The 22,035-nt window shown below is 71.6% G+C and carries 18 protein-coding genes and 1 riboswitch; of the genes, 6 read left to right on the top strand and 12 right to left on the bottom strand.

The features are described 5' to 3' along the window. Positions 1-154: 154 nt before the first annotated feature. Positions 155-1,633, top strand: a complete 1,479-nt coding sequence (locus tag IG54_RS0122635) for a M1 family metallopeptidase (RefSeq protein ID WP_078594379.1) — start codon at positions 155-157, stop codon at positions 1,631-1,633. An 87-nt stretch (positions 1,634-1,720) separates the two neighbouring features. Here the strand turns inward: IG54_RS0122635 and IG54_RS0122630 are convergent, their stop codons facing one another. Further along, positions 1,721-3,076, bottom strand: coding sequence for a peptidase C39 family protein (locus IG54_RS0122630; RefSeq protein WP_030787374.1), 1,356 nt, complete (start codon positions 3,074-3,076; stop codon positions 1,721-1,723). A gap of 293 nt (positions 3,077-3,369) precedes the next feature. Between IG54_RS0122630 and IG54_RS0122625 the strand changes: the two genes are divergently transcribed. Then, on the top strand, positions 3,370-4,029 hold the full coding sequence (locus IG54_RS0122625) for an AAA family ATPase (protein ID WP_037897564.1): 660 nt from the start codon (positions 3,370-3,372) through the stop codon (positions 4,027-4,029). A 446-nt stretch (positions 4,030-4,475) separates the two neighbouring features. Then, positions 4,476-6,395 carry an AAA family ATPase gene (locus IG54_RS0122620; RefSeq protein WP_030787368.1) on the top strand — a complete coding sequence of 640 codons (1,920 nt, stop codon included), beginning with the start codon at positions 4,476-4,478 and terminating at the stop codon, positions 6,393-6,395. Between the two features lie 34 nt (positions 6,396-6,429). On the opposite strand, the gene IG54_RS0122615 is transcribed toward IG54_RS0122620, so the two are convergent. The 10 genes from IG54_RS0122615 to ribD form a co-directional block, all read right to left on the bottom strand. Continuing rightward, positions 6,430-7,539: a hemolysin family protein gene (locus tag IG54_RS0122615; RefSeq protein WP_030787365.1), complete on the bottom strand. Its 1,110-nt coding sequence runs from the start codon at positions 7,537-7,539 to the stop codon at positions 6,430-6,432. Continuing rightward, positions 7,536-8,879 (bottom strand): hemolysin family protein, encoded by a 1,344-nt coding sequence (locus IG54_RS0122610; protein ID WP_030787362.1) that lies wholly within the window; start codon positions 8,877-8,879, stop codon positions 7,536-7,538. The genes IG54_RS0122615 and IG54_RS0122610 overlap by 4 nt, the downstream gene beginning before the upstream one ends. A 206-nt stretch (positions 8,880-9,085) precedes the next feature. After that, positions 9,086-9,526, bottom strand: a complete 441-nt coding sequence (locus IG54_RS0122605; protein WP_030787358.1) for a PH domain-containing protein — start codon at positions 9,524-9,526, stop codon at positions 9,086-9,088. A 21-nt stretch (positions 9,527-9,547) separates the two neighbouring features. After that, on the bottom strand, positions 9,548-10,396 hold the full coding sequence (hisG, locus tag IG54_RS0122600) for an ATP phosphoribosyltransferase (RefSeq protein WP_030787355.1): 849 nt from the start codon (positions 10,394-10,396) through the stop codon (positions 9,548-9,550). Positions 10,397-10,450: 54 nt separating this feature from the next. After that, positions 10,451-10,723, bottom strand: coding sequence for a phosphoribosyl-ATP diphosphatase (locus IG54_RS0122595; protein WP_030787352.1), 273 nt, complete (start codon positions 10,721-10,723; stop codon positions 10,451-10,453). A 35-nt stretch (positions 10,724-10,758) separates the two neighbouring features. Next, a complete protein-coding gene (gene ribH, locus IG54_RS0122590) occupies positions 10,759-11,244 on the bottom strand; it encodes a 6,7-dimethyl-8-ribityllumazine synthase (protein WP_030787349.1) in 486 nt (161 codons plus the stop codon). A gap of 36 nt (positions 11,245-11,280) precedes the next feature. Next, positions 11,281-12,624 (bottom strand): bifunctional 3,4-dihydroxy-2-butanone-4-phosphate synthase/GTP cyclohydrolase II, encoded by a 1,344-nt coding sequence (locus IG54_RS0122585; RefSeq protein ID WP_158708907.1) that lies wholly within the window; start codon positions 12,622-12,624, stop codon positions 11,281-11,283. Continuing rightward, entirely contained in the window at positions 12,621-13,220 is a 600-nt protein-coding gene (locus tag IG54_RS0122580) for a nicotinamide mononucleotide transporter family protein (RefSeq protein WP_051819805.1), read from the bottom strand. Before IG54_RS0122580 ends, IG54_RS0122585 begins: the two co-directional genes overlap by 4 nt. A gap of 44 nt (positions 13,221-13,264) precedes the next feature. After that, positions 13,265-13,891 (bottom strand): riboflavin synthase, encoded by a 627-nt coding sequence (locus IG54_RS0122575; protein ID WP_030787342.1) that lies wholly within the window; start codon positions 13,889-13,891, stop codon positions 13,265-13,267. A gap of 1 nt (position 13,892) precedes the next feature. Next, positions 13,893-14,987: a bifunctional diaminohydroxyphosphoribosylaminopyrimidine deaminase/5-amino-6-(5-phosphoribosylamino)uracil reductase RibD gene (ribD, locus tag IG54_RS0122570; RefSeq protein WP_030787339.1), complete on the bottom strand. Its 1,095-nt coding sequence runs from the start codon at positions 14,985-14,987 to the stop codon at positions 13,893-13,895. 234 nt (positions 14,988-15,221) lie between these two features. Further along, a riboswitch (FMN riboswitch) is annotated at positions 15,222-15,352 on the bottom strand. A 332-nt stretch (positions 15,353-15,684) separates the two neighbouring features. Here ribD and IG54_RS0122565 point away from each other — a divergent pair. After that, positions 15,685-17,955 carry a chitinase C-terminal domain-containing protein gene (locus IG54_RS0122565; RefSeq protein WP_234336306.1) on the top strand — a complete coding sequence of 757 codons (2,271 nt, stop codon included), beginning with the start codon at positions 15,685-15,687 and terminating at the stop codon, positions 17,953-17,955. Positions 17,956-17,999: 44 nt separating this feature from the next. Here IG54_RS0122565 and IG54_RS0122560 read toward each other — a convergent pair whose 3' ends face one another. After that, positions 18,000-19,154 (bottom strand): ROK family transcriptional regulator, encoded by a 1,155-nt coding sequence (locus IG54_RS0122560; RefSeq protein ID WP_030787333.1) that lies wholly within the window; start codon positions 19,152-19,154, stop codon positions 18,000-18,002. 93 nt (positions 19,155-19,247) lie between these two features. Here IG54_RS0122560 and IG54_RS0122555 point away from each other — a divergent pair, with 93 nt between their 5' ends. Further along, positions 19,248-20,468 carry an MFS transporter gene (locus IG54_RS0122555; protein ID WP_030787331.1) on the top strand — a complete coding sequence of 407 codons (1,221 nt, stop codon included), beginning with the start codon at positions 19,248-19,250 and terminating at the stop codon, positions 20,466-20,468. A gap of 86 nt (positions 20,469-20,554) precedes the next feature. Further along, a complete protein-coding gene (locus IG54_RS0122550; RefSeq protein ID WP_030787327.1) occupies positions 20,555-21,949 on the top strand; it encodes a uracil-xanthine permease family protein in 1,395 nt (464 codons plus the stop codon). Positions 21,950-22,035 lie beyond the last annotated feature (86 nt).

The following is a 22,035-nucleotide window of genomic DNA, read 5'->3' as shown; positions in this document are numbered from 1 at the left end:
CAGTGGCATCCCCCCACTGAGAACCCCTCCACCATGCCAGCCGGACGCGGCCTTGTGGGAGAGAGCTTGGTCACCCCGCAACTCGGACGGAGATCGGTGCGTCTAGGACGGGACACCACGTACGTCCGCGCAGCATCCGACCGAGAGGTTCCCGATGAGCACGAACCGGACGACCCGCCGCCGAGCGCGGCTCGCCCTCGCGGCCACGATCACCGCGGCGGCCGCCCTCACCGCACCGGCCTCACAGGCCGCGCAGGCCCCCACCGGGAAGCCCTCACCGGGCGCTCCCGGCCTCGGCGACCCGATGTTCCCGCTGGACGGGAACGGCGGATACCGGGTGGACCGCTACTACCTGGACTTCGACTGGCAGGCGCCGAGGACGCCGTTCGAGGCGACGACGACCATCAGAGCCACGTCCACGCAGGCGCTGTCCCGCTTCAACCTGGACTTCGCGGGCAACACCCTGCACACCGTGACGGTGAACGGCTCGAAGGCGGGCGCGTCCCGCGAGGGCGACGAGCTGACCGTGACGCCCAAGTCCCCCCTCCGCGCGGGAAGTTCCTTCACGGTCAAGGTCACCTACACCGCCGACCCGACCCAGACCCGGCACCGCGACGACGCGATCGAGGACTACGGCTGGATACCCACGCCCGACGGCACGGTGGTCTACCCCCAGCCGAACGGCGCCCGGCTGATCTTCCCGGCCAACGACCACCCGAGTCAGCGCGCGCCGATCACCTTCCGCATCACCACGCCGAAGGACCGTACGGCCGTCGCCAACGGCAAGCTGGTCTCGCGCACCTCGGCCCCCGGCGACCGGGTGCGCTGGACCTACGACTCCGAGCAGCCGCTCTCCACCCAGCTGGTGCAGCTGGCCGTCGGTGACTTCCGGCTGGTCGACAGCGAGGGGCCCGGCGGGCTGCCGCTGCGGGACGTCGTCCCGAGCGCGCTGGTCGAGCCGACGGCCGAGTACCGGGGGCTGACCCCCGGCCATCTGAAATGGCTGGAGGAGAAGCTCGGCCCGTACCCCTTCCACCGCTACGGCATCCTCGTCGGCGACACCGACCTGGGGGTGGCGCTGGAGACCCAGACGCTCTCGCTCGTCCCCAAGGCCGACCTGCTCGGCACGAAGGTGGACGCCGAGCGGAACCTGGTGCACGAGCTGGCCCACCAGTGGTTCGGCGACAGCGTGGCCCTGAAGAGCTGGTCCGACCTGTGGGTGAGCGAGGGGCACGCCCGGTTCTACGAGCGGCTGTACTCCGAGGCCCACGGCGGCGACAGCTTCGAGGCCGCGATGAAGACCGCGTACGCGGCACATGACCAGTGGCGCAAGGACTTCGGCGCCCCTGCCGAGCCGACCGAGCCGAACCTCTTCAAGCGCATGCGGTACGACGGCTCGGCACTCGTCCTGTACGCGCTGCGCGAGCAGGTCGGCGAGGAGACGTTCCAGAGGATCGAGCGGGCCTGGGTGAGCGGCTTCAAGGGGAGCACGGCCGGCACCCAGGACTTCATCGACCTGGCGTCGAAGGTGGCGGGCGAGGATCTGGAGGGCTTCCTGCGCCCGTGGCTGTACGGCGCGAAGACCCCGCCGATGCCCGGGCACCCGGACTGGGTGGTGAATCCGGCGACGTGACCCTCGCCGGGGATGCGGGCGGCACGGCCCGCATCCCCGACAAGGCCGGTCACCGGACGCGCGTCACCGGACGCGGCCGGACCCGGATCACCGGACGCCGACCGCCGCGAGGGCCCGCCTCTGCGCGGTGGAGAGCTTGGTGGGGAAGTACAGGTAGCAGACGCCACCGGTGCCGGAGACGACCTTGCCGGTGGCGTTGTACCGCTTGGTGCGCAACCAGACATTTTCCCACTCGCGCCGCTTGTAGACGCGGCGCACCGCCGGGTTGCTCGGCGAGGCCGGGTCGTTGGCGATCACGTCGCCGGCCGCGGTGAAGCCGATGACCGTCATCAGATGGCCCGCCGTGCCGTACCCGGCGCCCGTCAGCTCCTCCTTGAGGAACGACTGGGACGTTATGGCCGGGATGCCCGCGGCGATCAGCGACTCCAGTTCGGTCAGCGAGGCGAGGCGGGTCACGACGCCCTGGAGATCCCTGTACGTGGCCGCGTACGCCGCGTTGAAGGGCCAGTTGCCGCAGCCGTTGTACTGGTAGTCGAACGTGAAGCGGGCCGCGTGGCACACCTGCGGGTCGGCGTAGGAGGGGTCCACCCAGGCCAGGTCCTCGGGCGTCGGCCTCCGCCCCCAGTACTCGATGATCATCTGCGAGGAGGTGGGGCTGCACCAGGCCTCGCCGCCGTTGTCGTACTCCGGGTACTGGCCGATGTGGATCTCCTGCGAGTAGCGCGGGACCTCCAGTTCCTTGGCGAGGCCCGGGTCCGAGGCGGGGACCGTGAAGCGGTCGGGCACCGCGGACGCCATCGCGCCGAGCCGCCACACCGTGGGCGTCACGGTGGTGCCCGGCCTGCGGTACAGCGTCAGGCGCAGCTGGTACGCGGTGACGCGCGGGCCCGCGACGGCGTCGTCCAGGGAGAGCGTGTCCGTCCAGACCGTCGACTTGCCGTCGGTCTGGTCGTCGACGGAGGTCCGCCGGATGTCGGTCTCCTTGTCGTCGCCCGAGGCCCAGCGGCCCATCACGTACCAGGGGCTCCGCGTCCCGTCCGCGTAGGTGGCGCACAGCTCGACCTGGAGCCAGGTGCCGGCCGGGGTGCGCGCGTTCCAGGACGCGATGAGTTCCGTCGCGGGGACCGTGGAGCGGTGCGTGGGCGAGGTCCACCGGGCGTACTCCCAGGTGGCGGTCGTGCCGGTGTGCGGGTCGGTGTAGTCGGTGCGGCCCGCGGGCTTCGCGACGCGCAGGCCGGGGCGGGCGCCGGAGACGACGGCGGTGCCCTCGGCGGTACCGGTGCGCCAGTCCGCGCAGGAGGTCCAGAAGCGGTTGTCGACGAAGCGGTCCGCGCGCGGCGTGCGGCGGGGGGCGGGCGGGCTCCCCGCGGCCAGGGCGGGGCCCGTGGTCGCCACGAGGGCCGCCACCGCGGCGGCCGTACCGAGCACGGTTCTGCGGGACATGCCGTCTGCTCGCTCTGCTCGGCCTGCTCTCTCTGCTCGCTCTGCTCTGTCGGAAGGGTCGGGACGGTCGGGTCGGTCAGCTCGGTCCATCAGGGGGACCCCCAGTCGACGTGGTTTCCGGCGGGATCCGGAAAGGTCGGGACGGATGCGCGGAAGTGGGCCAACTATGGCCGGTCCCGGCCGACTTCTGCCAGCGCTTCGGACACCGCCGCGCGCGTCAATATTGGCCTCAACCACTGGCATGACCAGCGTCGGCGCGCGGAACACCTGCTTCCGCGGTCGTACGCTTGCCGATGATGACCCCTGACCCGCGCGCCCCGCACACCCCGCTCCCCCGCCTCGCCGGCGCCCTGCGCCGGCTGCCGCCCTCCTGCGGCCCCGTCCGGCTGATCGCCGTGGACGGGCACGCGGGCTCGGGGAAGTCGACGTTCGCGCGGCGCCTGGCCGAGGCGCTGGGCGGCGCGCCGGTCCTGCGGCTCGACGACATCGCGAGCCACGAGGAGCTGTTCGACTGGACGGAACGGCTGGGGCGGCAGATCCTCGGCCCGTTCTCGCGCGGGGAGACGGCGCGCTATGCCACGTACGACTGGACGGAACGCCGCTTCGGTCCGGCCGAGGAGAGCCTGCCGCCCGCGCCCGTGGTGATCGTCGAAGGGGTCGGCGCGGGCCGCCGCGCGCTGCGGGCGCGCCTCGCGGCCGTGCTGTGGATGGACGTGCCGCGCGAGGAGGCATGGCGGCGGGGGCGCCATCGGGACGGGGCGGTCCAGAGGGACTTCTGGGACGGGTGGGAGCCGGCGGAACTGCGGCACTTCGCCGAGGACCCCTCGCGGCCCTTCGCCGACCTTCTGGTGCGACAGTGCCCAGAGGGGTACGAGGTACTGCCGGGGCCCAGTGGGACGCCAGTCGGGACCCAGATCGTCACGCAGGGTGATGGGTCATCGGCGGTCCGCTGAACCTCCGGAAAGCGCCTTCCACTTGACCCGGCGAGTTTTCATGAGTGCCCCAACTCCGCTTGACCGAGGGGCCTTACAGGACTTACGTTCTGAATGTGCGGCCTTTCGAGGCCGCCCGCAGACGCGAAGCCCCCGGTTGTTCCCCCGTGATCGGGGGCTTCGTTCTGCCCTAGGAGTCCGATTTCCGGCCGCCATTGACCGCCATTCGCTCACCCTCGGTCACCATCGGGCGCGTTCCTCGATGCTCCTTTTCCGGCCGATCCGCCGGTGCGGCACCCTACGGCCGACCGCTCCCCCGCAGGTACGATGCCTAACGGTGCGCCTTTTTCGGACGGCTGCTCTGCGCGCCGGAACAACTCCCGTCCACAGCACGGCGGTTCAGCGCAGTGGCCGACGGGCACCGGCCCGGTGGTACGCAAACGGGGGCACGGTTTGTGGGGGACGTGATGGACTTCGACGCGGTGGGCTCACCCGCCCCGGCCGACCTCGCCTGGCTGAGGGGCGTCGACGCCTACACGATGGGCGCCTACCCGCAGGCGGAGGAGGAGTTCCGCACGGCGGTACGGCTGGATCCGGGGATGGCCGACGGCTGGCTCGGGCTGCACGCGCTGCGCGTCGAGACGACGACGGCTTTGCTGCGGATGTTCCAGCACCGGGACCGGTTCGGGGACCAGCGCGTACGGCACGCGCGCGCCCTCAACTCCTGGTACTGGCTGGGCTGGTGGGTCCAGCCCGTCCTGGAGAGCACCCGCGATCTGCTGCTCGCGCACGCCTCGCACTGGCTGGACGGCCGCCACGTCCCCGAACTCGACCGGGCGCTCGCGGGCCTGCCGCCCGTCGACGCCGATCCGCAGGTGCGCTTCCTGCACGCCTGCCGTTCCTACCTGGTCAAGGACTGGGAGCAGTTGGTGCGGCACACGGACCCGCTGATCGACGACCCGATGCTCGGCATCGAGGCCGGCCTCTTCGGCGGCATGGCCCGCGTGCGCCTGGAGATGTACGGGCAGGCCGAGCCGCTGCTGTCCGCCGCCCTGATGCGCTGTCGCAGCGAGCAGCCCCAGCGCAAGGAGCTGCGCTACTGGCTGGCCCGCGCGCGCGAGGGCACCGGACGCTCGGCGGCCGCGCTGCCGCTGTACCGGGCGGTACACCGGGTCGACTCCTCATTCATGGACACCTCGGCGCGGCTCGCCGCGATCGCCGAGGGCGACGGCTACGACGAAGCGGCCGACCTGGCCGCCGCGATCAGCATGGCGGGCGGCGGCCAGGACGCGCTGGAGGGGCCCGACGGCATCGACGTGCTCTTCGGCACCGAGGGCCGCGACGTGAAGGTCACCGGCCCCGAACCGCCACCGGGCGGCGGCCCGCCGGGACCCGGCACACCGCCGGGGCAGAAGGGCGCGGCGGGCCGCTCCGAGGCCGACGCCGTCCGCGAGAAGGCGATCATCCCGATCAAGCCGGGCCGCACGCAGCTGCCACCGGGCCCCACCGACCCCGCGCTCCTGGAGGCCGCGCTCTCCGAGCTGGAGTGCATGGTGGGCCTGGAGCCGGTGAAGCGCCAAGTCAAAGCGCTCTCCGCGCAGTTGAACATGGCACGCCTGCGGGCCGCGCAAGGTCTGCCCGTACAGCCGCCGAAACGACACTTCGTCTTCTCCGGCCCCTCGGGCACCGGCAAGACCACCGTGGCCCGCATCCTCGGCCGGGTCTTCTACGCGCTCGGGCTGCTCGGCGGCGACCACCTCGTCGAGGCGCAGCGCGCCGATCTCGTCGGTGAGTACCTGGGCCAGACGGCCGTGAAGGCCAATGAGCTGATCGACTCGGCGATCGGCGGTGTCCTCTTCGTCGACGAGGCGTACTCCCTGTCCAACTCCGGCTACGGCAAGGGCGACGCGTACGGCGACGAGGCCCTCCAGGTCCTCCTCAAGCGCGCCGAGGACAACCGCGACCACCTCGTCGTGATCCTCGCGGGCTACCCCGAGGGCATGGACCGGCTGCTCGCCGCCAACCCCGGGCTGTCCTCGCGCTTCACGACACGCGTCGACTTCCCCTCGTACCGCCCCCTCGAACTGACCGCGATCGGCGAGGTGCTGGCCGCCGACAACGGCGACGTGTGGGACGAGGAGGCCCTGGAGGAGCTGCGTTCCATCAGCGGGCACGTCGTCGACCAGGCCTGGATCGACGAGCTGGGCAACGGCCGCTTCCTGCGCACGCTCTACGAGAAGAGCTGCGCCTACCGCGATCTGCGGCTCTCCGGCTACCCCGGCGAGCCGGGGCGCGAGGACCTGTCGACGCTGCGGCTGCCGGATCTGATGCAGGCGTACGGAGAGGTGCTCTCGGGGCGGGGGCCGCGGAACGCGCCGGAGTTCTGACGCAGGCTCCGAGCCCGGTCCCGCGGCCCGCCCGTCATCCGACGAGGGCGTCGTCCAGGCTGCCGTCCAGTCTCTGGTGGGCGCTCGTCGCTCCCTTGGCCTCCTGGGCCCTGCGCGGTACCGCGACGCGGTGCGCCGGGTCGCGGACCTCGCCGACCAGGAGTTCGAGGACGTCCTCCAGGGCGACCAGGCCGAGCACCTTCCCCGACGCGTCGGCGACCTGCGCCAGGTGCGTCGCGGCGCGGCGCATCACGGTCAGCGCGTCGTCCAGCGGCAGCTCCGCCCGCAGCGTGGTCATCGGCCGCCACACCTGCTGCGGCACGGCGCGGTCGGTGTCCTCCAGATCCAGTACGTCCTTCACGTGGAGGTAGCCCATGAAGGCGCCGTTCTCCGCGCGGACCGGGAAGCGGGAGTAGCCGGTGCGTCCGGTCAGTTCGACGATCTGGCCCGGGGTGACCGAGGCGGCCACGGTCACCAGCGCGGCGCGGTCCAGGAGCACGTCCGTGACCGGGCGCGAGCCCAGCTCCAGGGCGTCCTCCAGGCGCTCCTGCTCCTCGGGGCCGAGCAGCCCCGCCTGGCCGGAGTCCTCGACGAGGCGGTTGAGCTGCTCGCTGGTGAAGACCGCCTCGACCTCGTCCTTGGGCTCGACCCGGAAGAGTTTCAGGACGACCCGGGCGCACGCCCCGAGCGCGACCGTCACCGGCCGGCACAGGCGGGCGAAGGCGACCAGGCCCGGACTGAACCAGAGCGCCGTCTTCTCGGGGGCCGCCATCGCGAGGTTCTTCGGAAGCATCTCGCCGACGACGAGGTGCAGGAAGACGACGACGGCGAGCGCGATCACATACCCGAGGGGGTGGATCATGCCCTCGGGGAGGTGGATAGCGTGGAACACCGGCTCCAGGAGATGCGCGACGGTCGGCTCGGCGACGGCGCCGAGCGTCAACGAGCAGACGGTGATGCCGAATTGGGCGGCCGCCATCATCTGCGGCAGGTGTTCGAGGCCGTAGAGCACCTGGCGGGCCCGCTTGGTCTCCAGGGGCTCGATCTGGCTGCGGCGCACCGATACGAGCGCGAACTCGGCGCCGACGAAGAAGCCGTTGGCGAGGACCAGCAGGAGAGCGAAGAGGAGTTGGAGCAGGCTCATCGGAGTGCCTCCGCGGCGGCTACGGGGGCCGGGGCGTCCGCCGTCATGGCGATCCTGACCCGTTCGGCGCGGTTGTGCCCGACCTGGCGCACCGAAAGCCGCCAGCCCGGGAGTTCGGCCCGGTCGCCGGGGGCCGGGATGCGGCCGAGGAGATCGGCGACGAGGCCCGCGACGGTTTCGTAGGGCCCTTCGGGTACGTCGAGTCCTATGCGGCGGAGGCTGTCGACGCGGCAGCCGCCGTCGGCGTCCCACGCGGGCCTGCCGTCCTCGGGCGGCGCCGCGCACAGCTCGGGCACGTCCAGCAGGTCGTGCTCGTCGCGCACCTCGCCGACGAGTTCCTCGACGATGTCCTCCAGGGTGACGACCCCCGCCGTGCCGCCGTACTCGTCGACGACGACGGCGATCGGCTGCTCGCTGCGCAGCCGCCCCAGGAGGGGCTGCACGGGGAGCGTCTGGGGGACCAGGAGCGGGGACTGCGCGATGCGGCCGACGGGGGTGCGCAGCCGGTCGTGCGCGGGCACGGCGAGGGCGTCCTTGAGGTGGACCATGCCCACGATCTCGTCGATCCGCTCGCGGTAGACCGGGAAGCGGGACAGGCCGGTGGCGCGGGTCAGGTTCACCACGTCCTCGGCGGTCGCCGACGACTGGAGCGCGCTGACCTTCACGCGCGGCGTCATGACGTGCTGCGCGGTCAGCTCGCCGAGGGAGAGGGTGCGCACGAACAGGTCGGCGGTGTGCTGCTCCAGGGCCCCGGCCTGGGCCGAGTGCCGGGCCAGGGAGACCAGTTCGCCGGGGGTGCGGGCCGAGGCCAGCTCCTCGGCGGGCTCGACGCCGAGGGCGCGCACCAGGCGGTTGGCCACCGCGTTCAAAAGGGCGATCACGGGCCGGAAGAGCCGCGAGAAGGCGTGCTGCGGGCCCGCGACGAACCGCGCGACCTGGAGCGGCCTGGACACCGCCCAGTTCTTGGGGACCAGTTCGCCGATGACCATCTGCACGGCGGACGCGAGCAGCATGCCGACCACGACGGAGACACCGCCGACGGCGCCCTCGGGGACACCGATCGCCGTGAACGGGCCCGCGAGCAGGTGCGCGAGGGCCGGTTCGGCGAGCATGCCGACGACGAGCGAGGTGATGGTGATGCCGAGCTGGGTGCCGGAGAGCTGGAAGGACAGCTCCTTGAGGGCGCTGACGACCGTACGGGCGCGGCGGTCGCCGTCGGCGGCGGCCTTCTCCGCGTCGGGCCGCTCGACGGTGACGAGGCCGAACTCGGCCGCCACGAAGAAGCCGTTGGCGAGGATCAGCAGGAATGCCGCCGCGAGGAGCAGGAGGGGGACTGTCATACCGCCGCCTCCCAGGTCGTACGGGTCCCGGGACACCGGGAGGGGGCGGCGCAGGTACTACAGGACGATCCGTCCATCGCCGGAGGGAGTCACTCCTCGGATAGCAGGGGCCCCCGGGGGCCGGGCGGGCCCGTCAGGGGCGGGGCGGCACACCTTGCGTGCCCCGCCACCAGATTAATCAGAACGTCAAGGCGCTGCGTGGAACGTCAGTCCCCGAGCGGCGTGCGGGCTTCGACGAGCGCGCGCAGTGCCTGGGAGTCGGCGATGGCCTGCTGCCTGGCGATGCCCGGCTGGATGCCCAGGGCGGGCAGGCTGGTGCCGTCGCTGAGGTTCAGGAACACCCACGGGTCGCCGGGGCGGAGGGTGACCTGGACGATCTCGGCCCAGGCCAGACGCCGGCTGGTCGCGATGTTGACGACGGTCACGCCGGACTCCTCGGCGACGACCTTGGGCCTGCTAAGCAGCACGAGGACGCCGAAGAGCAGCGCGCCGGTGAGGATGAAGCTGGTCCGCTCCCCCGGGCTGAGCTTGGGCAGCATCAGGGCGATCACCGTGAGGACCACGAACATCGCGGCGCCCGCGGTGAGCATGACGGCCCGGGTCCGCTTGGGGCGGAAGGTGACGGGCAGGGCGGGGAGGTCAGACATGAGATGCGGGCTCCGGCCGGGTCAGAGACGGCAGGCGTGGATGGCGGTGGTCAGGATGGCCCGCGCGCCGATGGCGTACAGGTCGTCCATGACGCGCTGTGCCTCCTTGGCGGGGACCATGGAGCGCACGGCCACCCAGCCTTCGTTGTGCAGCGGGGAGATCGTCGGCGATTCGAGGCCCGGGGTGAGGGCGACGGCCTGCTCCAGGTGCTCGGCGCGGCAGTCGTAGTCCATCATCACGTACGACCTGGCGACCAGGACGCCCTGGAGGCGGCGCAGGAACTGCTGCACCTTCGGCTCGTCGCCGTCGGCGCCGGTGCGCCGGATGACGACCGCCTCGGACTTCATGATCGGCTCGCCGAAGACCTCAAGGCCCGCGTTGCGCAGGGAGGTGCCGGTCTCCACGACGTCCGCGATGACCTGGGCGACGCCGAGTTCGATGGCGGTCTCGACGGCGCCGTCGAGGTGGACCACGGAGGCGTCGACGCCGCTGTTCGCGAGGTGCTTGGCGACGATGCCCTCGTAGGAGGTCGCGACGGTCTTGCCCGCGAGGTCCTCGATGCCGGTGGCCGTGCCCGGCTTGGCGGCGAAGCGGAAGGTGGAGCGTGCGAAGCCGAGCGGCAGGATCACCTCGGCGTCGGCACCGGAGTCGACCAGCAGGTCCTGGCCGGTGATGCCGATGTCGAGCCGGCCGGCCGAGACGTAGATCGCGATGTCCTTGGGGCGCAGGTAGAAGAACTCGACCTCGTTCTCGGGGTCGACCAGGACGAGTTCCTTGGACTCCTTGCGCTGCTGGTATCCGGCCTCATGGAGCATCGCCGACGCAGGTCCGGACAGTGAACCCTTGTTGGGGACGGCGATGCGCAGCATGAGGTCGGATTCCTTTGCGTGAAGGGGGTTGAGCGGGGTTGGCTGGCGTACGGCTCAGAGGTGGGCGTACACGTCGTCGAGGGAGATGCCGCGGGCGACCATCATCACCTGCACGTGGTACAGGAGCTGCGAGATCTCCTCGGCGGCGGCTTCCTTGCCCTCGTACTCGGCGGCCATCCAGACTTCGGCGGCCTCCTCGACGACCTTCTTGCCGATGGCGTGGACGCCCTTGCCGACCAGCTCGGCGGTGCGGGAGGTCGCTGGGTCGCCGTTGGCGGCCTTGTGCTGGAGCTCGGTGAAGAGCGCCTCGAAAGTCTTATTGGACATGATGCCGTTCACTCTACGCGGCCGGGCGGCGCCGCTCAGCGCCAGGGTTCGGAGACGGTACGGAGCGTGGTCGCGGTGGCCACGGCCGCGGTGACCGCTTCGTGCCCCTTGTCCTCGCTGGAGCCCTCGATGCCGGCGCGGTCCAGGGCCTGCTCCTCGGTGTCGCAGGTCAGCACGCCGAAGCCGACCGGCACCCCGGTGTCCACGGAGACCTGGGTGAGGCCCTGGGTGACGCCCTGGCACACGTACTCGAAGTGCGGGGTGCCACCGCGGATCACGACGCCGAGCGCCACGATCGCGTCGTAGCCGCGGCCCGCGAGGACCTTCGCGACGACCGGCAGCTCGAAGCTGCCCGGCACGCGCAGGACGGTCGGCTCGCTGATGCCCAGCTCGCCCAGGGCGCGCAGGGCGCCGTCGACGAGGCCGTCCATGACCTTCTCGTGCCACTGCGCGGCGATCACCGCGACCCGCAGGTCGCCGCAGTTCTTCACGCTCAGTTCGGGTGCGCCCTTGCCGCTCACGCGCTTCTCCTTCGGTCCGTTGACAGGGGTGGGTGCTTACTGGTTGCCGCAGGCGGAGACGCCGGGGGCGTCGAGCCAGGGCAGGTCGTGGCCCATCCGGTCCCGCTTGGTGCGCAGGTAGCGGAGGTTGTGCTCGCCCGCCTGGACGGGCATGGGCTCGCGTGCGCTGACCCGCAGGCCGTGCCGCAGGACCGCGTCGACCTTGTCGGGGTTGTTGGTCATCAGCCGGACGCTGCGGATGCCCAGGTCGTCCAGGATCCGGGCGCCCGCGCCGTAGTCCCGCGCGTCGGCGGGCAGGCCCAGCTCCAGGTTGGCGTCGAGGGTGTCGCTGCCGCGCTCCTGGAGTTCGTACGCGCGCAGCTTGGAGAGCAGGCCGATGCCGCGCCCCTCGTGGCCGCGGAGGTAGACGACGACGCCGCGGCCCTCCTCGGTGATGCGCCGCATGGACTCCTCCAGCTGCGGGCCGCAGTCGCAGCGCAGCGAGTGGAAGACGTCGCCCGTCAGGCACTCGGAGTGGAGCCGGGCGAGGACGTCCTCGCCCTCGCCGACGTCGCCGTGGACGAGGGCGACGTGCTCGACGCCGTCGACGGTCGAGCGGTAGCCGTACGCGGTGAAGTCGCCGTAGGCCGTGGGCAGCCGCACCTCGGCCTCGCGGCGGACGGTGGGCTCCGCGGAGCGGCGGTAGGCGATCAGGTCCTCGATGGAGATGATCGTCAGGCCGTGCTTGCGGGCGAAGGGGATCAGTTCCGGCAGGCGGAGCATCTTGCCGTCCTCACCGGCGATCTCCACGATGGCGCCGGCCGGGCGCAGACCCGCGAGGCGGGCGAGGTCGACGGCGGCCTCGGTGTGGCCGTTGCGGGCGAGCACGCCGCCGGTGCGGGCGCGCAGCGGGAAGATGTGCCCGGGCCGCACGAAGTCGTCGGCCGTGGCCGCGCCACCCGCGAGGAGCTGGAGGGTGGTGGCGCGGTCGGCGGCGGAGATGCCGGTGCTCACGCCGTGCGCGGCGGAGGCGTCGACGGAGACGGTGAACGCCGTGCTCATCGACTCGGTGTTGTGCTCGACCATCTGCGGGAGCCGCAGCCGGTCCAGCTCGTCGGCCTCCATGGGCGCGCAGATCAGGCCGCGGCACTCGCTCATCATGAAGGCGACGATCTCGGGGGTGGCCTTCTCGGCGGCGACGACGAGGTCGCCCTCGTTCTCGCGGTCCTCGTCGTCGACGACCACGACGGGGCGGCCGGCCGCGATGTCGCGGATGGCCTGTTCGACGGGGTCGAGGGAGAGGTCCTCGGCGTTGTCGGTGCTGTACCAGAGCCGGGGGCCCGAGGGGGCGGCGGTCAGCGCCTCGTTCAGGGGGGTGGCGGGAGACGGGTGGGCAGTCATGCCGGGGCTCCTTCCATGACGGGCTGAGAGGCCGCCGCGCGGGAGCGCAGCCACCAGTCGCGCATGCCCCACAGGACGAGGGCGAGGTAGACGACGTACACGAGGCCGGAGAAGGCGAGGCCGCTGCTGAAGGCGAGCGGTACGCCGACCACGTCGACGAGCAGCCAGGCGAACCAGAACTCGACGAGGCCACGGGCCTGGGCGACCATCGCGGCGAGGGTGCCGACGAAGATGTAGGCGTCCGGCCAGGGGTTCCAGGACAGCGAGGGGACGGCGGTGAACAGGGCGCCGACGGCGAGGGTGCCGACGGCGGTGCCCGCGAGCAGGATCCACCGCTCCTTCCAGCTCGCGAACCGGATGGCGATGGAGCCGTCCTGCGCCTGCTGCTTGCCGCGCGTCCACTGCCGCCAGCCCCACAGCGCGACACCGATGACGAGGAGCTGCTTGCCGACGCCGCCGGACAGCTGCGCGGAGGCGTACGCGGCGACGAGGATGACGCCGGACAGGAACTGGGCGGGCCAGGTCCATATCGAACGCCGCCAGCCGAGCGCGAGGGCGACGAGGCCGACGGTGTTGCCGATCATGTCGGACCACATGATGTGCTGGTCGAAGGCGGTGAAGGCCTCGGCGTTGAGCCAGTTCACTGGGTGGCCTCCTGAGCCTGGACGGAGCCGGTGGCGCGGTCGCCGAGGAGGCGCTCCACGTACTTGGCGATGATGTCGACCTCGAGGTTGACCGGGTCGCCGGGCTGCTTGATGCCGAGCGTGGTCAGCGCGAGCGTGGTGGGGATCAGGCTGATGGTGAAGTAGTCGGGGCCCGCGTCGACGACGGTCAGGCTGACGCCGTCGACGGTGATGGAGCCCTTCTCCACGACGTAGCGGGAGAGGCCCGCGGGGAGGGAGACCTTGACGATCTCCCAGTTCTCGGAGGGCTTGCGCTCCACGATCTCGCCCGTCCCGTCGACGTGCCCCTGCACGATGTGCCCGCCGAGGCGCGCGCCGACCGAGGTGGGGCGCTCCAGGTTGACGCGGGAGCCGACCGTGAGCGCGCCGAGGCTGGAGCGGTTCAGGGTCTCGGCCATCACGTCGGCGGTGAACTCGTCGCCCTCGTGCTCCACGACCGTCAGACAGACGCCGTTGACGGCGATGGAGTCGCCGTGCCCCACGCCCTCGGTGACCACGGGGCCGCGCAGGCGGAACCGGGACGCGTCGGGGAGGTTCTCGACGGCGGTGATCTCGCCCAGCTCTTCGACGATTCCGGTGAACACTTCAGTGCTCCTTCGCTACGGGGGTCGCGGTGACGCGCAGATCGGGTCCGATGCGGACGGTCTCGCTCACGTCGAGCCGCAACGCTTCGGTGATGGTCGTGATTCCGCCACCGGTCAGGGCGGCGGGGCCCGCGCCCAGCAGGGCGGGGGCGAGGTAGGCGATGACGCGGTCGACGGCGCCGGCGGCGACGAAGGCCCCGGCGAGCGTCGGGCCGCCTTCGAGGAGGACGGAGCGCACCCCGCGCGCGTGGAGCACATCGAGCAGGGTTGGAATGTCCAACCCTGCCTCGGTGCGCGGGAGTCGGACGGTCTCCGCGGTGTGGGCCCGGGCTTCGGCTCCCGCGTCGGCTCCGGCTTCGTACGCGGGCGTGACGCCGTCCGCGAGCGCGATCAGCGTCGGCGCCGCGGTGTCCAGGACGCGGGCGCCGGGCGCGACGGCGGTGCCGTTCGTGTCGACGACGACCCGCAACGGCTGGACGGCGCCCTCGATGCCCCGCACGGCGAGGTGCGGGTCGTCGGCGCGCTGGGTGCCCGAGCCGACGACGACGGCGTCGCACTCGGCGCGGAGCCGGTGGACGTCGGCGCGGGACTCGGCGGAGGTGATCCAGCGGCTCGTACCGTCGGCGGCGGCGATCCGGCCGTCGAGCGTGGCGGCGTACTTCCAGGTGACGTGCGGGCGGCCGAGGCGTACGGAGGTCAGCCAGGCGGCGTTCCCCTCGGCGGCCGCCGCCTCCAGCAGGCCCGCTTCGACGGAGATCCCTGCCGTGCGGAGGGTCTGGGCGCCGCCGGTCGCGGTGGGGTTCGGGTCGCCGACCGCGTAGACGACGCGGGCGATACCGGCGTCGATGAGGGCCTGTGCGCACGGGCCGGTGCGGCCGGTGTGGTTGCAGGGCTCCAGCGTGACGAGGGCGGTGCCGCCGCGCGCCTTGTCGCCCGCCGCGCGCAGGGCGTTGACCTCGGCGTGCGGGCCACCGGCGCGCTGGTGCCAGCCCTCGCCGACGACCTCGCCACCCGCGTCGAGCACGACACAGCCGACGACGGGGTTGGGGCTCGTGGCTCCGAGGCCGAGCGCGGCCAGCGTGATGGCACGCCGCATGGCGGCTGCTTCGGCTACGGCGGTGGCCACCGGGTCCTCCTGCCTCTTCGGGCACGGACTCCGGGGCTGTCGATGGCGACGACACGTACGGGCAGCGACACCTGGAGACACGTCGACGCCGAATGAGACCTGTCCTCGGGAAAGCCCGAGAACCACTCCTGGCCGAAACCAGGAACCACTCCTGACCCGAGCCAGGAACAAGCCAAGACGGCGGCGTGCAGAGATGCCCGCCCGCCGCGCACTGCCTCCCATCCGGACTTTCACCGTCGGTCCAGGAATTTCACCTGGTCAACCGGCCGCTGGAGGCGGCCGGGTCGCGGACTGTAACCGCCGGTTCGGAATTACACCGACCCCGGAGTGCGCTGCTTCTGGTACGAGGCCAGTCTGCCACGCCCGATCGACGGCCATGCGGGCGATCTCCTGTGGGCTGGCTCACAGCAACATCATTCAATCATCTCTTCAACAACTTGGTCCAGACCTATTGACCGACTGGTCTAGTCCTTTTAATCTCTGCGTCACCTCGGAGGAACCGGAGCCGGACGGTATGCGCACGCCGGGCCCCGGAACGATTCACATCTGTGCCAGCTGTGTTGTGTTCCGCCCCCGTCCGCGTCCCACCCCGTCCCTGGAGGCTCCCTTGCCGTCCCTCTGCCGCGCGAGAACCACTCTGCTGGCGACCGGCGCCGCCGTCGCCGGAATGCTGCTCAGCGTGGTCTCCCCAGGCGCCTCGCACGCCGCCGACAACGCGTCCTGCCGCCCCGACGGCCTCTACCGCACGCCCGGGGTCGAGGTTCCCTACTGTTCGGTCTACGACAGCGAGGGCCGCGAGAAGATGGGCGCCGATCACCAGCGGCGCGTCATCGGCTACTTCACCGGCTGGCGCACCGGAAAGAACGGCGAGCCCGCCTACCTCGCGTCCGACATCCCGTGGGAGAAGGTCACCCACGTCAACTACGCCTTCGCGCACATCGACAAGGGCAACAAGCTCTCCGTGGGCTCCGACGGCGAGAAGAACGCCGCCACCGGGATGACCTGGCCGGGTGTCAAGGGCGCCGAGATGGATCCCGCGCTGCCCTACAAGGGCCACTTCAACCTGCTCAACAAGTTCAAGAAGAAGCACCCGGACGTCAAGACGCTGATCTCGGTGGGCGGCTGGGCCGAGACCGGCGGCTACTTCGACGACGACGGCAAGCGGGTCGGCTCCGGCGGTTTCTACTCGATGGCCACCAACGCCGACGGCTCGGTGAACCAGGCGGGCATCGACACCTTCGCCGACTCAGCCGTCACCTTCATTAAGAAGTACGGCTTCAACGGCGTCGACATCGACTACGAGTACCCGACCTCGATGAAGGACGCGGGCCACCCGGCCGACTTCTCCATCTCCAACGCCCGGCGCGGCGGCCTGGTCAAGGGCTACGCGGCGCTGATGAAGACCCTGCGCGAGAAGCTCGACAAGGCGGGCGCGGCCGACGGCAGGCACTACATGCTCACCGTGGCGGCGCCCTCGTCCGGCTATCTGCTGCGCGGCATGGAGACCTTCCAGGTCCAGAGGTACCTGGACTACGTCAACATCATGTCGTACGACCTGCACGGCGCCTGGAACGAGTACGTCGGTCCGAACGCCTCGCTCTTCGATGACGGCAAGGACGCCGAACTGGCCGCGGCGGGCGTCTACGGAAGCCAGCAGTACGGCGGCATCGGCTATCTGAACACCGACTGGGCGTACCACTACTTCCGCGGTTCCATGCCCGCCGGGCGCATCAACATCGGCCTGCCGTACTACACGCGCGGCCACAAGAACGTGCAGGGCGGCACGGACGGGCTGTGGGGGAAGGCCGCGGCGGCCACCTGCCCGGCCGGTTCCGGGCTGACCAAGTGCGGTGACGGCGCGGTCGGCATCGACAACCTCTGGCACGACAAGGACGACAACGGCAAGGAGTCCCCGGCGGGCTCCAACCCGATGTGGCACGCCAAGAACCTGGAGAAGGGCGTCGTCGGCGACTACGTCACCAAGTACGGCTTCCCCGCGGACACCAAGCTGACCGGCACCTACACCCGCAAGTACAGCTCCTCGCTGGTCGCGCCCTGGCTGTGGAACGCCGACAAGAAGGTCTTCCTGTCCACGGAGGACGAGGAGTCGGTGGCGAAGAAGGCCGACTACGTGGTCGACCGGGGCATCGGCGGCACGATGGTCTGGGAGATGGCGGGCGACTACCGCTGGAACGCGGCCAAGGGCCAGTACGAGATGGGCGACACGCTCACCTCGCTGATGTACGACAAGTTCAAGACCGCCAAGCCCTACGGCGCGAAGGTGTCGAACAAGGAGCTGCCCGCCAAGGCCGTCGACATCGGCGTGGAGTTCGGCGACTTCAAGCTCGGCGACTCCAACTACCCGATCACGCCCAAGGTGAAGATCACCAACAGGACGAAGACGGCGCTGCCGGGCGGCACGGAGTTCCAGTTCGACTACTCCACCTCGGCCCCGGGCAACGCCTCCGACCAGTCCGGTTTCGGTACGAAGGTCATCAGCAGCGACCACACCGGCAGCAATGTGGGCGGTCTGAAGGGTGACTTCCACCGGGTATCGCTGAAGCTGCCCGCCTGGCAGTCGCTGGCGCCGGGCGCCTCCGTGGATCTCTCCTTCAACTACTACCTGCCGGTGTCGACCCCGTCGAACTGGACGGTGAACATCAGCGGTACGACGTACGCGCTCGCCGGTGACCTGGCGCGCGGCACCACGGTCGTCGAGCCGGGCACCGGCACGGACCCGACGGACCCGCCGGACCCGACGGACCCGCCGACGCCGGGCAAGTGCACGGCGCCCGCGTGGACTTCGGCCACCGAGTACGGCAGCGGGTCGACCGTGTCCCACAAGTCGCACACCTACAAGGCCAAGTGGTGGACGAAGGGCGACGAGCCCGGCGCCGGCGGCGAGTGGGGCGTGTGGCAGGACCTCGGCGCCTGCTGATCCCCTGACGCGCCGAGCCGGGAGGGCGCGCGGGGTACGGGAGGTCAGGGGCGCGGCCCGAAGAGTTCGTCCTGGGCCGCGTCCCTGGCGGCGAGCAGCGCGCCGCGCGAGACCGCCGAGCCGCCGAGCGCGCTCGCCCGGACCTCCGTACGCAGGGGCGACATGGCGGTGACGCGGTCCGTGACGCGGTCGGCGAGCGCGGCGCCGCCCGCGCGCCCCACCTCGCCGCCGAGGACGACACACCCCGGGTCCAGGATCGCTGCCATCGCGGCGGCACCGACGGCGACGCGGTCCGCGACGGCGTCCAGGAAGGCGCCCTCCCCCGCCTCCACCGCGTGCCGGACCACGTCGGCGGCGGACATGTCCGGTTTCCGCAGCCCGTGCTCCGCGCCGAGGTCACGGAGCGCGGCGGCGCAGGCCAGCGAGTGGAAGCCGCCCTCGCAGCCCGTGGCGGAGGGCAGGGCGCCGGTCCCCGGCACCGGCAGGAAGCCGATCTCCCCGGTGCCTCCCGAGGCGCCCCTGCGCAGCACCCCGTCCAGTACGACGGCCGCCCCCACGCCCTCGCCGAGCCAGAGCAGCACGAACGTGTCCCGGTCGTGCGCCGCGCCGTCCCGCTGTTCGGCGCGGGCGGCGAGGTTGGTCTCGTTCTCCACCAGGACGCGCGCGCCGAGCCGCTCCTGGAGGGCGCCCGCGAGACGGCGGTGCCAGGCCGGCAGCGAGGACGTGTCGTGCAGGTCGCCGGTCGCGGGGTCGATGAGGCCGGGGGCGCCGATGCCGATGGTGTGCAGCCGCTGGGCGCCGCCTTCCCGCGCGGCGCGCTCGACGAGCGTGAGGGCGCGCTCGACGGCGGTCCCGGTGTCGCCGCCGATGGGCGCGGAGTCCTCGGCGAGGACCGCGCCGAGCAGATCGGTCACCACCACACGGACGCTGTCGGTCCGTACGTCGAGCGCGGCGAGGTGCGCACGGCCCGCGACGATGCCGTAGAGCCGGGCGTTCGGGCCGCGCCGCTGGGCCCCCGCCTCACCGACGACCGTGATGAGCCCGGCGCTCTGGAGGCGCTCGACGAGATCGGCCACCGAGGGCCGGGAGAGTCCGGTGAGCTGCTTCAACTGGTTGGCGGTCAGGGGCCCTTCGCTCTGTAGGAGGCCCAGCGCGAGCCGGTCGTTGATGGCCCGAGCGGTACTCGGTGAGGCAGGCATGCCGCGATCCTTCCACAGAGCGTATTTATCAGGCAGGGTTCCTGATAGTTTACGTCGCCGTACCGGGGCACCTGTCGGGAGGGGCGGAACGCAATGAGTGAAGTGGTCTACGACAAGAGCCGGTTGCGGCGCGCGCGGATCGCCGTGGCGGCCGTCTTCTGTGTGCACGGCGCGGTCACCGGCTCCTTCGCGACCCGGGTGCCATGGATCCAGGAGCACGCCTCGGTCAGCGCGGGCATGCTCGGCCTCGCGCTCGCCTTCCCGGCGATCGGCGCCTCCGTGGCGATGCCGCTGGCGAGCCGGATCAGCCACCGCTTCGGCGCGCGCAACGCGCTGCGCGGGCTGCTCGCGCTGTGGACGCTCTCCCTCGTCCTGCCCTCGCTCGCCCCGAACCTGCTCACGCTCTGTCCGGCGCTCTTCGTGTACGGCGCGACCTCGGGCATGTCGGACGTGGCGATGAACGCGCTGGGCGTCGAGACCGAGACCCGGATGCGGAAGTCGATCATGTCCGGTCTGCACGGCATGTGGAGCGTCGGCGCCCTGATCGGTTCGGCCGCGGGCACGGTGGCCGCCCACCTCGGCTCGGACGCCCGGCTGCACCACGCCCTCGCCGCCGCGGCGCTCACCGCGCTCGGCCTGATCGCCTGCCAGGGGGTCCTCGACCTCCAGGCGGCACCCGAGGAGGAGGAGCCGCCGCGGTTCTCGCTGCCGCCCAAGTCGGCGCTGCTGATCGGCGCGGTCGGCTTCTGCGCGGTCTTCGCGGAGGGCGCGAGCCTGGACTGGTCGGCGGTCTATCTGCGGGACGTCCTGGACTCGTCGGCCGGGGTGGCGGCCGCGTCCACCACCGGCTTCACGCTCACCATGGCTGTCGCGCGGCTCGCGGGGGACGCGGTGGTCAACCGGTTCGGCGCGGTGCGCACCGTGCGCGCGGGCGGTGTGCTCGCGGCGCTCGGCGGGCTCCTCGTGGTCCTCGCCTCCCACCCGGCCGTGGCCATGGGCGGCTTCGCCCTGCTCGGCCTCGGCATCGCGGTCGTGGTCCCGCTGGCCTTCGCCGCGGCGGGGCGCAGCGGCCCGAACCCGAGCCAGGCCATCGCGGGCGTCGCCACCATCACGTACACCTCGGGCCTGATCGCCCCGTCGGCGATCGGCACGCTGGCGAACGCGACGAGCCTCGTGACCTCGTTCGGCCTGGTGACGCTGCTCGCCTGCGGCCTCGCGGTCTTCGCGGGCGTGCTGCGCACGGACGGGCGCGGGGGCGGGCGCGAGGGCGCGCGGGCCGGGAGCGCCCGGGCGACCGGAGAGAAGTCGCACTGACGTCGCACTAACATGGCGTCGATCATTTCGGGCCACGCATACCCGCCAGAGCGGCCCGGCTCAGCGCACAGAAAGCGATACTCACCATGGATCTCGGCGTGCGCTGGAAACTGCACGGCGACGGCCGTACCCCCGCCCCCGGGGCCGTCGTCCGGCCCGATGAGCGGCTCTCCTGGCCGCGGACCTTCGGGCTCGGCGCGCAGCACGTGGTGGCCATGTTCGGCGCGTCCTTCGTGGCGCCCGTCCTGATGGGTCTCGACCCGAATCTCGCCATCATGATGTCGGGCGTCGCGACCGTCATCTTCCTGCTCGCCACGCGCGGCCGGGTGCCCAGCTACCTCGGCTGCTCGCTCTCCTTCGTGGGCGTCGCCGCCGTCATCCGGGCGCAGGGCGGCTCCAGCGGGACGGTGACCGGCGCCGTCCTCGTGGTCGGTGCCGCACTGTTCCTGGTGGGGCTCGCGGTGCAGAAGTTCGGGGCGCGGATCATCCACGCCGCGATGCCGCCGATCGTGACCGGTGCGGTCGTCATGCTGATCGGCTTCAACCTGGCGCCGGTCACCGCGTCGACGTACTGGCCCCAGGACCAGTGGACGGCCCTGCTGGTGATGCTCTTCACCGGGTTGGCCGTGGTGTGCCTGCGCGGCTTCTGGTCACGCGTCGCGATCTTCCTCGGCCTGATCTTCGGCTACGGCATCTCCTGGGTCCTCGACCGGGTCTTCGGCAAGATCCACTCGGCGGACGGCTCCGGCAAGGTCGTCGACCACTGGCGGCTGGACCTCTCCGCCGTGGGCAACGCCGACTGGATCGGCCTGCCCTCCTTCCACGCGCCGAGCTTCGAGTGGTCGGCGATCCTCGTGGCGCTGCCCGTCGTCATCGCGCTGGTCGCGGAGAACGCGGGCCACGTCAAGGCCGTCGGCGAGATGACCGGCGACAACCTCGACGACAAGCTCGGCACGGCGATCTCCGCCGATGGTGCCGCCTCCATACTGTCCACCGCGGTCGGCGGCCCGCCCAACACGACGTACTCCGAGAACATCGGCGTGATGGCGGCCACCCGCGTCTACTCCACGGCCGCGTACTGGGCGGCGGCCGCCTTCGCGCTGCTCTTCGGCCTCTGCCCCAAGTTCGGCGCGGTCGTCGCGGCGATCCCGGGGGGCGTGCTCGGCGGCATCACCGTGATCCTGTACGGCATGATCGGTCTGCTCGGCGCGCAGATCTGGATCAACGCCAAGGTGGACCTGCGCAATCCGCTGAACCTCGTACCGGCAGCGGCGGGCATCATCATCGGCGTCGGCGGTGTCTCGCTGAAGTTCACCGACAACTTCGAACTGAGCGGCATCGCGCTCGGCACGATCGTCGTCATCACGGGCTACCACGTGCTGCGCGCCTTCGCCCCGCCGCACCTCAAGTCCCAGGAACCGCTGCTGGATTCGGGCACCTCGAAGTACGGCGAGGGCGACGAGGGCAGCGATGCCCGCTAGGGCCTGCTAAACCCCATGGACGTGGTGCGCGCCGACTGAGTACCGTGCGCACCATGTCCAGCCCCGAGTCCGACAGACTCCGGCCA

The sequence above is a fragment of the Streptomyces sp. NRRL S-920 genome, assembly GCF_000717945.1.
GTDB classification, from domain to species: domain Bacteria; phylum Actinomycetota; class Actinomycetes; order Streptomycetales; family Streptomycetaceae; genus Streptomyces; species Streptomyces alboniger.
This window is presented reverse-complemented; position numbering and strand designations above follow the sequence as displayed.

Bases quoted from the DNA above. Each gene is read 5' to 3' on its own strand.
- IG54_RS0122565 (WP_234336306.1), top strand. From the start codon at position 15,685: ATGCTGCTCAGCGTGGTCTCCCCAGGCGCCTCGCACGCCGCCGACAAC.
- IG54_RS0122555 (WP_030787331.1), top strand. From the start codon at position 19,248: ATGAGTGAAGTGGTCTACGACAAGAGCCGGTTGCGGCGCGCGCGGATC.
- IG54_RS0122585 (WP_158708907.1), bottom strand. From the start codon at position 12,624: ATGACTGCCCACCCGTCTCCCGCCACCCCCCTGAACGAGGCGCTGACC.
- IG54_RS0122605 (WP_030787358.1), bottom strand. From the start codon at position 9,526: ATGTCTGACCTCCCCGCCCTGCCCGTCACCTTCCGCCCCAAGCGGACC.
- IG54_RS0122615 (WP_030787365.1), bottom strand. From the start codon at position 7,539: ATGAGCCTGCTCCAACTCCTCTTCGCTCTCCTGCTGGTCCTCGCCAAC.
- IG54_RS0122625 (WP_037897564.1), top strand. From the start codon at position 3,370: ATGATGACCCCTGACCCGCGCGCCCCGCACACCCCGCTCCCCCGCCTC.
- hisG (WP_030787355.1), bottom strand. From the start codon at position 10,396: ATGCTGCGCATCGCCGTCCCCAACAAGGGTTCACTGTCCGGACCTGCG.
- IG54_RS0122580 (WP_051819805.1), bottom strand. From the start codon at position 13,220: ATGTGGTCCGACATGATCGGCAACACCGTCGGCCTCGTCGCCCTCGCG.
- IG54_RS0122560 (WP_030787333.1), bottom strand. From the start codon at position 19,154: ATGCCTGCCTCACCGAGTACCGCTCGGGCCATCAACGACCGGCTCGCG.
- IG54_RS0122630 (WP_030787374.1), bottom strand. From the start codon at position 3,076: ATGTCCCGCAGAACCGTGCTCGGTACGGCCGCCGCGGTGGCGGCCCTC.
- IG54_RS0122595 (WP_030787352.1), bottom strand. From the start codon at position 10,723: ATGTCCAATAAGACTTTCGAGGCGCTCTTCACCGAGCTCCAGCACAAG.
- IG54_RS0122620 (WP_030787368.1), top strand. From the start codon at position 4,476: ATGGACTTCGACGCGGTGGGCTCACCCGCCCCGGCCGACCTCGCCTGG.
- IG54_RS0122550 (WP_030787327.1), top strand. From the start codon at position 20,555: ATGGATCTCGGCGTGCGCTGGAAACTGCACGGCGACGGCCGTACCCCC.
- IG54_RS0122610 (WP_030787362.1), bottom strand. From the start codon at position 8,879: ATGACAGTCCCCCTCCTGCTCCTCGCGGCGGCATTCCTGCTGATCCTC.
- IG54_RS0122635 (WP_078594379.1), top strand. From the start codon at position 155: ATGAGCACGAACCGGACGACCCGCCGCCGAGCGCGGCTCGCCCTCGCG.
- ribD (WP_030787339.1), bottom strand. From the start codon at position 14,987: ATGCGGCGTGCCATCACGCTGGCCGCGCTCGGCCTCGGAGCCACGAGC.